The sequence below is a fragment of the Arthrobacter sp. P1_D4 genome, from assembly GCF_056406115.1.
Window position 1 is genome coordinate 196,956 of record NZ_JBFUAU010000006.1, and the last position, 11,196, is coordinate 208,151.

10 protein-coding genes are annotated in these 11,196 nt (G+C 69.0%); 4 read left to right on the plus strand and 6 right to left on the minus strand.

From position 1 onward, the window contains the following. Window positions 1–149: 149 nt before the first annotated feature. Window positions 150–947 (minus strand): alpha/beta hydrolase, encoded by a 798-nt coding sequence (locus tag AC1D0A_RS07495; protein ID WP_476945481.1) that lies wholly within the window; start codon window positions 945–947, stop codon window positions 150–152. Window positions 948–1,202: 255 nt separating this feature from the next. On the opposite strand from AC1D0A_RS07495, the gene AC1D0A_RS07500 reads away from it, so the two are divergent. Continuing rightward, window positions 1,203–2,309, plus strand: a complete 1,107-nt coding sequence (locus AC1D0A_RS07500; RefSeq protein ID WP_028275955.1) for a GTP pyrophosphokinase — start codon at window positions 1,203–1,205, stop codon at window positions 2,307–2,309. A 173-nt stretch (window positions 2,310–2,482) separates the two neighbouring features. Here AC1D0A_RS07500 and AC1D0A_RS07505 read toward each other — a convergent pair whose 3' ends face one another. Together AC1D0A_RS07505 and AC1D0A_RS07510 are read right to left on the minus strand one after the other, a co-directional pair. Continuing rightward, window positions 2,483–2,767: a DUF1540 domain-containing protein gene (locus AC1D0A_RS07505; protein ID WP_028275954.1), complete on the minus strand. Its 285-nt coding sequence runs from the start codon at window positions 2,765–2,767 to the stop codon at window positions 2,483–2,485. Between the two features lie 126 nt (window positions 2,768–2,893). Beyond that, complete coding sequence (locus AC1D0A_RS07510; protein WP_476945482.1) at window positions 2,894–4,414, minus strand: SulP family inorganic anion transporter; 1,521 nt, start codon at window positions 4,412–4,414, stop codon at window positions 2,894–2,896. 243 nt (window positions 4,415–4,657) lie between these two features. On the opposite strand from AC1D0A_RS07510, the gene AC1D0A_RS07515 reads away from it, so the two are divergent. Next, entirely contained in the window at window positions 4,658–5,722 is a 1,065-nt protein-coding gene (locus AC1D0A_RS07515) for a bile acid:sodium symporter family protein (protein WP_476942714.1), read from the plus strand. Window positions 5,723–5,728: 6 nt separating this feature from the next. Here AC1D0A_RS07515 and AC1D0A_RS07520 read toward each other — a convergent pair whose 3' ends face one another. The 3 genes from AC1D0A_RS07520 to AC1D0A_RS07530 all read right to left on the minus strand — a co-directional run bounded on the left by AC1D0A_RS07520 (window position 5,729) and on the right by AC1D0A_RS07530 (window position 8,994). After that, the gene (locus AC1D0A_RS07520) at window positions 5,729–6,304 is read right to left on the minus strand and encodes a LacI family DNA-binding transcriptional regulator (RefSeq protein WP_476942715.1); all 576 of its coding nucleotides are present in this window, start codon (window positions 6,302–6,304) and stop codon (window positions 5,729–5,731) included. Between the two features lie 81 nt (window positions 6,305–6,385). Continuing rightward, on the minus strand, window positions 6,386–6,991 hold the full coding sequence (locus tag AC1D0A_RS07525) for a GNAT family N-acetyltransferase (protein WP_476945483.1): 606 nt from the start codon (window positions 6,989–6,991) through the stop codon (window positions 6,386–6,388). After that, window positions 6,988–8,994 carry an FAD/NAD(P)-binding protein gene (locus AC1D0A_RS07530; RefSeq protein WP_476945484.1) on the minus strand — a complete coding sequence of 669 codons (2,007 nt, stop codon included), beginning with the start codon at window positions 8,992–8,994 and terminating at the stop codon, window positions 6,988–6,990. Before AC1D0A_RS07530 ends, AC1D0A_RS07525 begins: the two co-directional genes overlap by 4 nt. A 241-nt stretch (window positions 8,995–9,235) precedes the next feature. Here AC1D0A_RS07530 and AC1D0A_RS07535 point away from each other — a divergent pair, with 241 nt between their 5' ends. Beyond that, the gene (locus AC1D0A_RS07535) at window positions 9,236–10,333 is read left to right on the plus strand and encodes an amino acid ABC transporter permease (protein WP_476945485.1); all 1,098 of its coding nucleotides are present in this window, start codon (window positions 9,236–9,238) and stop codon (window positions 10,331–10,333) included. After that, entirely contained in the window at window positions 10,330–11,190 is an 861-nt protein-coding gene (locus AC1D0A_RS07540; protein WP_028275949.1) for an amino acid ABC transporter ATP-binding protein, read from the plus strand. The genes AC1D0A_RS07535 and AC1D0A_RS07540 overlap by 4 nt, the downstream gene beginning before the upstream one ends. The last annotated feature ends 6 nt before the right edge of the window (window positions 11,191–11,196 follow it).

Below are 11,196 nucleotides of genomic sequence, written 5' to 3' on the forward strand. Positions count from 1 at the left end.
CCGGCGCACCTGCGCTCCAGTCTATTCGCTTTCGCCGGCCAGGGGATGCCGTCAGGGACACCGGGACCCCCTCCCGGCCGGGCGGCAGGCCTGGCAGGTCGCCGGGCGGGCGCCGGGCGGGCAGGCGGGCGCCTGGCGACGTCCGGGTTTCAGACCAGCAGCTGCTGCACGAGTTCACGGCATTTCCGGTACGCGGGTGCCTTCGGATCGATGAGCGCGAAGTGGTCGCCCGGGACCTTGAGCAGCTGGACCGGCGCACCGGCCGCCTTGGCTGCTCCGGTGTAGGTCTCGGACTGGCTTACCGGCACGGTATCGTCCTCCGTGCCGTGAACGGCATATACGGGCACGCCCAGCGGCACCGCACTCATGGGGTCCGCAAATTTATGCCGTTTGGGATATTTCTCCGACGAGCCGCCCAGGAAGTTGCTGACGGCGCCGTTGCTGAGGTTGAGCCGCTCGGCGGCCGCGAGGTTAAGTACCCCCGACTGGCTGACGACGCCGGTGAGCTGCACCGCGCCGTCGTCGTCGCCCCGACGCGTCAGCTGGCGGTCCGCGTCCGGGGCACCAAGCCCCGCGAGCCGGCGGCGTCCCGCCGCCCAGACGGCGAGGTGGCCGCCTGCCGAGTGGCCCAGGGCCACCACGCGGTCCAGTCCCAGCCCGTGCTCTTCGGCCAGTTCACCGAGCTTGTCGATTCCGGCCAGGACGTCGGCGAACGTGTTGGGCCAGCCTCCGCCATTGCCGGCCCGCCGGTACTCCAGGTTCCAGGCTGCCATGCCGTGCGCGGCGAGGTCCTTGGCAAGGGGCTCCCCCAGTTCTGCGCCGTACTGCGAACGCCAGTACCCGCCATGGATCACCACCACCACACCCTTGGGCGCGGCAACATCCGGGAGGAAGAGCTCACCCCACTGGCTGGGGTCCTCGCCATATTGGTACTTGTGCCTCTTCACAGCGTCCTCCTTGGGGCCCGGTGAACAGGCGGCGGAGACTGCCCCCAGAGTCACCGCCGCTGCGGCCGCGATCATAGTTCGCCGCCGCATTTCAGCCATGTGTTGAGCCTACCTTGGGCACCAAGCGGCCCAGCGCAGGCCGGACCCCTCGCATGCCGGACCGCTCCCATGCCTGCTGCGCTGCCCTTGCCTGCGGGCGTGCCCGGCGGTGCCAGCCTGCGGGCCGGTGTCGGTGGTGCGCCGTAAGCTGGATCCATGGCGAGCAACTGGGACCGTTTGGACGTGAGCCTGCGCGATTCCGTGCAGGAGAACGTGGAGTTGTACGAGCGGGTCCGGCCTGCCCTGAAGCTGGTCACCCGGGAGGTCCTGCTCACACTGCGGACCATGCTCAAGGACACCGAAGTCACGCCGTTGTTCGTCACCGGACGCACCAAGACCGTTGAATCCTTCCGCGAGAAGATCTCCCGCACGGAAGAACCGCTGGAGCCGGGCGGGCCACCTGTGCTGAAGTTCCCGGACCCGTTCCGGACCCTGAATGACATGGTGGGAATCCGTGTGATCACCAAGCTGCCGGCGGAAAACGCGGTGGTGGCGAATCTGATCAAGCGCCAGCGCCAGCTCTTTGACTGCCGGGGGGACCGGGAAAAGGACATCGGCTCGATCGAGTCCGGCACATACGGCTACTCCAGCCGGCACCTGATCCTGCGGACCATCCAGAACGAGGCCGTCAAGGACTACCAGCTGGCCTTCAACCCGGACGTCCCGCCGAACGGCAGCTACTTCTTCGAGTGCCAAATCCGGACCGTCTTCGCCCACGCCTGGAGCGAGATCGAGCACGACATCCGGTTCAAGGCCGAGGACCCGCGGGCGTGGACCCCGCACTTCGACCGCCAGTTCACCGCGACGGCCGCCATGCTGGAGACCGTGGAGAGCGCGTTCTCGGACCTGCACGAACGCTACGAGGAGGTCCGCGGCTACTGGGACATGGACGGTGAGGGTGCCGCGCAGCTGACGCCCAACCGGATCCGCGACGTCTGGCGGACCCTGCTGCCGCACGTGGACCGGAAGGTCGACGACGACTGGGGCTGGGCCGCGGAGCTCATGGCCGCCCACGGCCTCAACCAGACCATGCAGCTCGCCGGGCTGCTTAGCGCCAACCGGATCACCGAGGTCCGCAAGGCCCTGGACCACCGCTACTCCCCCGGCCCGGACCGGCTCCTCGATGACCTGCTGCTGTGGCAGTACGGCACCGAACACATCGAGCTCACCGCCGAGCCGGCCGACGCCGTCCCGCACCCCCGGCGCGACAGCCTCCTGCGCCGGCTCAAGCAGATCGAACGGTACCGGCTCACCCAGGGCTAGCGCGCGCCTGCCTCCGCGGGTGCCCTCTGCCACCACCGATTCTCCCCACCTTTGAACCAGCGACGCCGGGCCTCACCGGCGGTCCGCCCCGACACGCCGGGTGCGGCGACCAAAGGTGGGGAATTTCAGCGCCAGCGGGGCGGATGGTCGATGGACGCGGACGGCGGGTGCGGCTACGTGTGGGCGTAGGTGAGGCAGTCGGCGTTGTCGACGCCCGGGCCCACGTGAACTTCGGGCGCCTTGCACATCAGATGGTCGTTGTGGGTGCACTCCGAACGCTGGCAGGCGCCGACGTCGGCCAGCACCTTGGGGAGCCCGCCGTGCACACCGATGTCGATGAAGGTCGCGCAGGAGGCATGGTCTGCGGCGCCGCCGACGGTAATGGCGGCCGCGTTGCAGTGCGAGTGGTCATTGAAGGAGCAATTGCTCACGCTGCAGTCGGCTACGTGCGTCGTCATTGGATTTCCTCCATGCTCCGGCCACCCGGACGGGCGGCGCCGTAAATCCACGCTAGGCCGCACCAAGGCAAACAAAAAGACCCAAACGTGTGACCTAATACCGGCCCGACCGGTCGCGCCTTCCCGTCAGTTCCCCGCGCCGAGCTTGCCGGCCAGGCGTTCGCGCATCAGGGCGCTGGCCTGGTTCAGGCCCACGACGTCGACGCTCTTGCCGTGCTGCCGGTACTTCTCCGTGATGGCATCCAAAGCGGCGATCGTGGAGGTGTCCCACAGGTGGGAGTCGCGCATGTCGATGACGACGCGTTCGGGGTCCAGTGCGTACTCGAACTGGGTGTAGAGGTCATTCGCGGAGGCGAAGAACAGCTCGCCGTCCACGCGATACGTGGCCCGGCCGCCGTCGTGCTCCGTCACCGTGCGCTCGACGGTGACGAAGTGGGCCACCCGCCTGGCGAACAGGACCATCGCGACGAGTACGCCGACCCCGACGCCGGTTGCCAGATTGTGCGTGGCAACGGTGACCGCCACCGTCACCGCCATGACGGCGGTTTCACTCTTGGGCAGCGCCTTGAGGGTGGCGGGCCGGATGCTGTGCCAGTCAAAGGTGGCGACTGATACGAAAATCATGACGGCCACGAGCGCGGCCATCGGGATGAGGGACACAATGTCTCCGAGTGCCACCACGAGGATGAGCAGGAAGACGCCGGCCAGAAGGGTGGAGATCCGGGTCCGGGCGCCGGAGGCTTTGACGTTGATCATGGTCTGGCCGATCATGGCGCAGCCGCCCATGCCGCCGAAGATGCCGGTGACAATGTTCGCGACACCCTGCCCCCAGGCCTCGCGGGTCTTGGCTGAACCCGTGTCCGTGATGTCATCCACGAGCTTCGCGGTCATGAGGGATTCGAGCAGGCCCACGAAGGCCATGGCCAGCGCGAACGGGAAGATGACCTGCAACGTTTCGAGTGTGAACGGCACGTTGGGCAGTGACAAAGAGGGCAGCGAGTCCGGCAGTGCACCCTTGTCCCCCACAGTGGGAACGACGACGGCGGCCGTCACCGTAATGATCGTCAGGGCCACAATGGCCACGAGGGGTGCGGGGACGGCTTTGGTGAGCCTGGGCAGGCCGAAGACGACCAGCAGGCCCAGCGCGGTAAGCGGGTAGACCAGCCAGGGTACGCCGATCAGCTCGGGCACCTGCGACAGAAAGATCAGGATGGCCAGGGCGTTCACAAACCCCACCATGACCGGGCGGGGGATGAACCGCATCAGTTTCGCCACCCCGGAGAGGCCCAGCACGATCTGGAAAATGCCGGTCAGAATCACCGCCGCCACAAGGTAATCCAGTCCGTGGGACTTCACCAGTGGGGCGATTACCAGGGCGACAGCGCCGGTGGCCGCCGAAATCATCGCCGGACGGCCGCCGACGAAGGCGATGGTCACTGCCATCGTGAAGGACGCGAAGAGCCCGATCCTCGGGTCCACGCCGGCGATGATCGAGAAGGCGATCGCCTCAGGAATCAGCGCCAGTGCCACCACGAGGCCGCCCAAAACCTCGGTCTTGAGCCGTCGCGGGGACGTCAAGGCGCCTCGGACCGATTGCAGTTGTGCAGGCGTGGCGGCCGGGGCCTGCGCGTCGATACTGGTGGCCATCGCTGGCTCCGTTCGTGGTCAAGGAGGCCCAACGGCCGCCAGATGTCAAAGAATGTGCAGAATTCAGGGAAGGTGGGGCGCTGCGTCGCGCCGGGGTGGGGAGTTCGCCTTTTCGGGCTCACCCACGCAATGAACCCTACCCGTCCGATTCCCGCCCGCACGGCGGCCTAAAAATCTGACATATTTGTCTGACAGGTGGTCACGAAGTGGCCACCCCGTGGACGCCGGTGGCACCATTCTTGGATGCTTGAGGCAACTAAAACTCAGAATACTGCCCGGGACGCAGGCACTGCCGCCGACGTCCCGGCCAATCCCGCCCTCGCCGCCGAGGCAAAGATTGCCCGCATCGCGGTGACGGTCTTCCCGGTCCTTGTGGTGGTGGCCGGGCTCGCCGGCTTCCTGCTCCCCGGCGCGTTCAAACCCCTCGCCCCCAGCGTGCCCTTCCTGCTGGGCATCATCATGTTCTGCATGGGCCTGACGCTGACGCCGCCCGATTTCGCGTCGGTGGCCAAGCGCCCCTGGGCCGTGGCCCTGGGAATCGTGGCGCACTACGTCATCATGCCGGGGGCCGGCTGGCTGATCGCCGTCGGCCTCCACCTCGAGCCGGAGCTTGCGGTGGGCCTGATCCTGGTGGGCTGCGCGCCGTCGGGCACCGCCTCCAACGTGATGGCGTTCCTCGCCAAGGGCGACGTCGCCCTGTCCGTGGCCGTCGCCTCCGTGTCCACCCTGATCGCGCCGATCGTGACGCCGCTGCTGGTGCTGTTCCTGGCCGGCTCGTACCTGAACATCGACGCCGGGGGCATGGTCCAGGACATCGTCAAGACCGTCCTCCTGCCGGTCATCGCCGGCCTGCTGGCCCGCCTCTTCCTCAAGAAGCTCGTGGCCAAGGTCCTGCCCGCGCTGCCGTGGGCCTCGGCCGTCGTGATTTCCCTGATCGTCGCGATTGTCGTGGCCGGCAGCGCCAGCAAAATCGTCGCCGCGGGCGGCATCGTGTTCCTCGCCGTGGTGCTGCACAACGGCTTCGGCCTGGGCCTGGGCTACCTGGCCGGCAAGCTGGGGCGCCTGGATGACAAGGCGCGCAGGGCCCTCGCCTTCGAGGTCGGGATGCAGAATTCCGGCCTGGCCGCCACCCTCGCCACCGCGCACTTCGGCGCGCTGGCGGCGCTGCCGTCTGCGGTCTTCTCCCTGTGGCACAACGTCTCCGGCGCGATCGTGGCCGCCTGGCTGGCCCGGCGTCCCCTCCGGGAGGCCGCAACCCAGGAAACCGCAACGCGGGACACGGCACCGGCCGCCGCGCTGAAGGCCTAAAGGGTCCTAACCCCGCAACTGTGCCAGCAGCCGAGTGACGGCGCGCCCGGCCAGGATCTCGGGGGTGTCCGTTCCGGCGGGGACCACCTCGTGTCCGCCCTGGACACCAGAGCTGCCGGGCCCGGCGTCGTCCGTGATGAGCACGTGGGGCGTGCCGCGGCCGGCGAGCTCTGCCGTGGCCCCGGAATCGTTGTCCGCCTCCGGTGCGCTGGTGTGGATCACGCCGTCGGCTCCGCCGGAGAGCATGAACTGCCGCCAGTTCCCGCCCAGCAGGATGACCGACTGGTAGCCGTGCTCCGGCAGGATCCTGGCCAGCACCGTGGCGATGGCCCTGTCCCGGGGCTGCTCGAGGTCCGGTACGGCCACGGCCACCAGCTCCGTCCGGCCCCGGCGCATTCCCCGGGCGGCGCTGTTGGCCACATAGCCAAGTTCGCGGACCGCGGCGTGCACCCGGTCCTGGGTGGCCTCGCTGATCCGGGTGGTACCGCCGGAGCGGCCGGAGAGCACATAGGAGACGGTGGTCAGGGAGACCCCGGCCGTCTGCGCGACATCGCGGATGGTGGGCTTGGATCCAGGCCGCACTGATGACTCCCGGCTGTTTCTCCGCCGGGTCCGCGGCGGCTCGTTAATACGTTGTTTCAGGGCAGACCCCCCGTGTGAACTCTAGCCCGAAGCACCGGTTCCCGGCCCACGCCGACCAAGCAGCGCGGCGAGGTTTGCGGCGGGGTTTGCGGCGGGCAGGTCCTTGGTGAATGCCAGCGGCCCGATGGTTTCCGGGTCGGCGGAGAGATCGAACTGTGCCTCGTAACCGGTGCTCAGGTAAAGGCGTTTCGCCTCCGGCTGGCGCGGGCCGGTTGTCAGGTAGACCTTCCGGTAGCCGCGATGGCCGGCCAGCGCCTCCAGCTCGGCAAGGACAAACCGGGCCAGTCCGCGGCGGCGGTGCGCCGAATGCGTCCAGATCCGCTTGAACTCGGCGGTCTGCGGGCCGTGCCGGCGGAACGCGCCGCCGGCCACGGATTCGCCGTTCTCGCGCACAATCAGCAGGGCCCCGCCCGGCGGGGCGAATTCCTCGGCCGGGTAGCGGTTGAGTTCCTCCGCGGCGGCCCCGCGGCCGAAGAGGTTGCCGTAGCGGGTGTCGTATTCGAGCGCGAGCTCATCCAGGAGCGGACGGACCCTGGGATCGCTCATGGGCAGATTGAGGACCGTCAGCGCGGCGGTGTCCACGGGCGGGGTGTCCACGGGTGGGGTGTGTAGTGGGGGCGGGGTCATGACGGGTCCTTTCCGCCGGCGGCGGCCTGCGGCACCGCCCGGCCGGCGTCCGTTTGATCGTTGTTGGCCAGGCCGCTGTCGGCCGGCCCGTTGTTGGGCTTCGCCAGCAGGTTCAGGACGCGCCGGGCCAGGGCATCGTTTTCGCGGAACGGCGCGGCGTTGGTGCCGGGCCGGGCGAAGGCGCCGGCGCCCCAGCCGGAAGTACCGGGCCCGACGCCGAACAGCCGCTCGCGCCGCTCCCCCACCGGGCTGATGAGCTCGTTGTGGGCGGACACCAGGAGCCGTCCGGTCGCGTGCGTGCCGTCGGCAGTGAGGAGCTGCTGTTCGGTGCCGAGCCCGGAGGCGTGCAGCTGGCGCAGCAGCGGGTTCGCGGAGCGGGCCACCGACGGCGCCGGGAGCCGGGCCTCGATCAGGGCCGCCGCTGACACGCTGATCCCGGACTGGGCCGAGCGGGCGACGAACCGGCCCGCGTGCTCCGCGGCCTCGATCTCCAGCCCCGGGCCAATGAACTGCAGCAGCCCGGCCCGGTGGATCGCCAGCATCTCCCGCAGCCTGCGCGGCGGCGGGCCGGAATCGACGAAGCTGAAGAAGCCGTGCCACCAGCCCTGGACCTCCCGCTGCGACCGCGCGTTCAGCCGCTCGGACGGCACCAGCCGGCCCAGGTCCATGTAGGACTTCAGCAAGGAAGTGAACAGGGCCAGGGTTTCCGAATGGTCCGGCCCGGTGCGCAGCTCAAGGTCGCGGCCAATGTACGCTGCCGCCGCCGACTGGAAGTCTGCGTGGCCGGCGAAGACGCGGCCGGCGAAGGGATGGTCCAGCCGTTCGAGGTCCAGGTGGAGCCCTGCGTCCGGGACGGACCCGGCGACGAGCCGCCGGCGCTCCTGGCTGTACCAGTCCGCGGCGGCGAACCGTTCGGCGAATTCCTGCCAGCCGGTCCGGACCCGTTCCGGGTAACCGGTGAACAGCTCGCGGTAGTACGCGTAGCCGGCGTCCTTGGCGATCAGGGGCCACAGCTGGGCGCGGAAGTCCACCTCGCCGGGCGCATCCAGCAGCGCCGCGACGGCGTCGGCCGTGAAGAACGCCGGCTCGCCCGCCGCGTCGCCGCGCAGGGCGGACGTGATCTTGGAGTGGTATGGCACGCCGCGGCGGGAGCCGGCCCACAGCCGCGGCTCGGTACCGGAGGGCACGTAGCGCAGGGCGCCGCCTGGCAGCTCCTCGAACCTGCCGCCGCGGCCCTCCATGAGCAGGACCAGCAGGTCCACGAAGGCCAGGCCCATGCCGGAGACAATCACGTCCTGGCCCGCGGCGAGGGGTGAGTAGTCGACGTCGGTGGTGTAGCTGGGCGCCGCGTGGAACGCGCCGTGCCGGGCGGCAAAACCGGCCCACGCCGCAGACTCCGCATCGGGCAGCGAATCCGCGTGCCCCAGGGAGGCGATTACGACGTCGGCGTGCAGCACCGCGCCGCCGGCCAGCCGGACGCGGTAGCGTTCCGGACCCTGTTCGGCTACATGCTGCACCGGCTCGACGGCGGACGCCGTGTCCCGGTGCACGGTGACGGTGGTGTCCGGTCCGAGGGCGGCGACGGAGCGGCGGAAGAACCATTCCAGGTAGACACTCTGCAGCTGCCGGGTGGGGAAGGTGGCACCGGTGAGGTCGGCCAGCTGGCGCCGGAGTTCCGCCGGCAGCTCCGGAACATCCGCGATGGACCCGTCCAGGACCCCGGCGGCCCACTTTGCCAGGCCGGGGCCGTCGACCGCGGGTCCCTCGCATTGGACGGAGGCATCCGTGAACATCGTGACGTCCGCCGCCGCGGAGTTGAGCATCAGCCCGGGATGCTGCTCGTAACGCCAGATCCTGCCGGCACCCGGGGTGTGCGGCTCCACGACGTGGATCTGCAGGGCGCCGTCGAGCAGCTCCGGCCGGTTGGCGGCGAGGCGTTCCAACAGCCCGGCCGCGCGCGGGCCGCCGCCGATGAGGACCACGGACGGGGCATTCACTGGCATGACGGTCTCCTGGCTCGGGTGCGGAGCCCTCATGCTAGGCACCCGAAATGGAGCCGGTCGAGGCGCCGGTCACGGCCGTTCACCCCGCGTAACGCGGCGTAAATCGAGGCAAGAATTCGTCGTGTGACGCCGTGCGAACCTGCGTGAACGTATGCAACCTGCCGCCTTGCCGCGCGATTTCGCACGGCCCTAGATTGGCAGCCAACTACCCCCACAGCAACTGGAAGAAGCGAGGTGGCGCATGAGTTCAACAGCAACCCCGGTGGCACAGTCCGCCCCGGAGCCGGCGTCCGCCGGCATCGAATCCGCACCTGAGACCCCGGAGGTCCGGGCCGCAGGACCCGTACCCGCCGGCGAGACCGCACCGGCCGGAACGGTCGGCTCCGGTTCGGTGGGCCGCAAGGCCGCCACCGACTACGCCGACTACCGGCTGGTCCCGGCCCGCCACCCGTGGCGCTGGGTGGGCACCGCCGTCGTCGCCGTGGGCGTGGCCGGCATTGCCTGGTCGCTGGCCACCAACCCGCGCTGGGAGTGGGGCGTGGTGGCGCAGTGGTATACCGCGCAGTCGATCGTGAACGGCCTGCTGGAGACCCTGAAGCTGACGGCGATCTCCGGGGCGCTAGGCTTCATCCTGGGGTTCATCCTGGCGCTGATGCGGCTCTCGGCGTCACCCCTGCTGGTCTCCGTCTCCTGGACCTTCTCCTGGATTTTCCGCTCCACGCCGCTGCTGGTGCAGATGCTGCTCTGGTACAACCTGGGCTACCTCTACGAGAAAATCAGCCTGGGGCTCCCCTTCACGGACGTGCGCTTCTTTGAGGCGCAGACCACCACCCTGATCAGCCAGTTCGCCGCGGCAGTCCTCGGCCTGACCCTGAACCAGGCCGCCTACTCCGCCGAGATCATCCGCGGCGGCATCCTGTCCGTGGACCAGGGCCAGCTCGAGGCCGCAACCGCCCTGGGCATTCCGGCCTGGCGGCGTTCCACCAGGATCGTCCTGCCCCAGGCCATGCGGGCCATCCTGCCCACCGCCTTCAACGAGGTGATCGGCCTGGTCAAGGGCACCTCAATCGTTTACGTCCTGGCCTATTCCGAGCTGTTCTACACCGTCCAGGTCATTTACAACCGCACCCAGCAGGTCCTGCCGCTGCTGCTCGTGGCCACGCTCTGGTACGTCGTCATCACCTCGGTCCTGAGCGTCTTCCAGTACTACATCGAGCGGCACTACTCCAAGGGCGCGGTCCGTACGCTGCCCCTGACGCCGCTGCAGAAGGCCCGCAAATTCCTCGCCATCCATACGCCCGCCGCCCGGGAATCGAAGCAGGAAAGGGGCACCCGATGAGCACCGCACTCCGTACGACCACCCAGACCCCGTCCGCGGCCGCTGCCACGGACGCCGTAACCACCCGCGGCCTCGTCGAGATCACGAAGGTCCGCAAGTCCTTCGGCGCCGCGGAAGTCCTCAAGGGCATCACGCTGACGGTCGAGCCCGGGGGTGTCGCCGTGATCGTCGGACCGTCCGGATCCGGCAAATCCACCCTCCTGCGCACCATCAACCACCTCGAAAAGGTCGACGCCGGGTTCATCGCGATCGACGGCACGCTGGTGGGCTACGCGGTCCGCGGGCGCAGGCTCCACGAGTTGCGCGAAAAGGAAATCCTGAAGCAGCGCACCGAGATCGGCATGGTGTTCCAGAACTTCAACCTCTTCCCGCACCTGACCGCGCTGGAAAACGTCACCGAGGCACCGATCGTCGCGCCGCGGGCCGGAAAACCCCGGCTCTCCAAGGCCGAGGCCCGCGACCGCGGGCTGGAACTGCTGGACCGCGTGGGCCTGAAGGACCGTGCCGGCGCCTACCCGCGCCAGCTGTCCGGCGGCCAGCAGCAGCGCGTCGCGATCGCCCGGGCGCTTGCCCTGGACCCGAAGATCCTGCTCTTCGACGAGCCCACGTCGGCCCTGGACCCGGAACTGGTCAACGAGGTCCTGGACGTCATCCGCGGGCTGGCCAAGTCCGGCACCACGCTGATCATCGTCACGCATGAGATGGGCTTCGCCCGCGACGTCGCCGACACGGTGGTGTTCATGGACCAGGGCCAGATCGTCGAGCAAGGCACCCCCCAGGAAATTTTCACCAACCCGCGCGAAGTTCGCACCCGGAGCTTCTTCTCCAAAGTCATCGAACCCGCTTTCAACATCTAAGGAACC

Excerpts from the sequence above, each read along its gene's own strand:
- AC1D0A_RS07500 (WP_028275955.1), top strand. The coding sequence starts at position 1,203 with ATGGCGAGCAACTGGGACCGTTTGGACGTGAGCCTGCGCGATTCCGTG.
- AC1D0A_RS07505 (WP_028275954.1), bottom strand. The coding sequence starts at position 2,767 with ATGACGACGCACGTAGCCGACTGCAGCGTGAGCAATTGCTCCTTCAAT.
- AC1D0A_RS07510 (WP_476945482.1), bottom strand. The coding sequence starts at position 4,414 with ATGGCCACCAGTATCGACGCGCAGGCCCCGGCCGCCACGCCTGCACAA.
- AC1D0A_RS07515 (WP_476942714.1), top strand. The coding sequence starts at position 4,658 with ATGCTTGAGGCAACTAAAACTCAGAATACTGCCCGGGACGCAGGCACT.
- AC1D0A_RS07525 (WP_476945483.1), bottom strand. The coding sequence starts at position 6,991 with ATGACCCCGCCCCCACTACACACCCCACCCGTGGACACCCCGCCCGTG.
- AC1D0A_RS07530 (WP_476945484.1), bottom strand. The coding sequence starts at position 8,994 with ATGCCAGTGAATGCCCCGTCCGTGGTCCTCATCGGCGGCGGCCCGCGC.
- AC1D0A_RS07535 (WP_476945485.1), top strand. The coding sequence starts at position 9,236 with ATGAGTTCAACAGCAACCCCGGTGGCACAGTCCGCCCCGGAGCCGGCG.
- AC1D0A_RS07540 (WP_028275949.1), top strand. The coding sequence starts at position 10,330 with ATGAGCACCGCACTCCGTACGACCACCCAGACCCCGTCCGCGGCCGCT.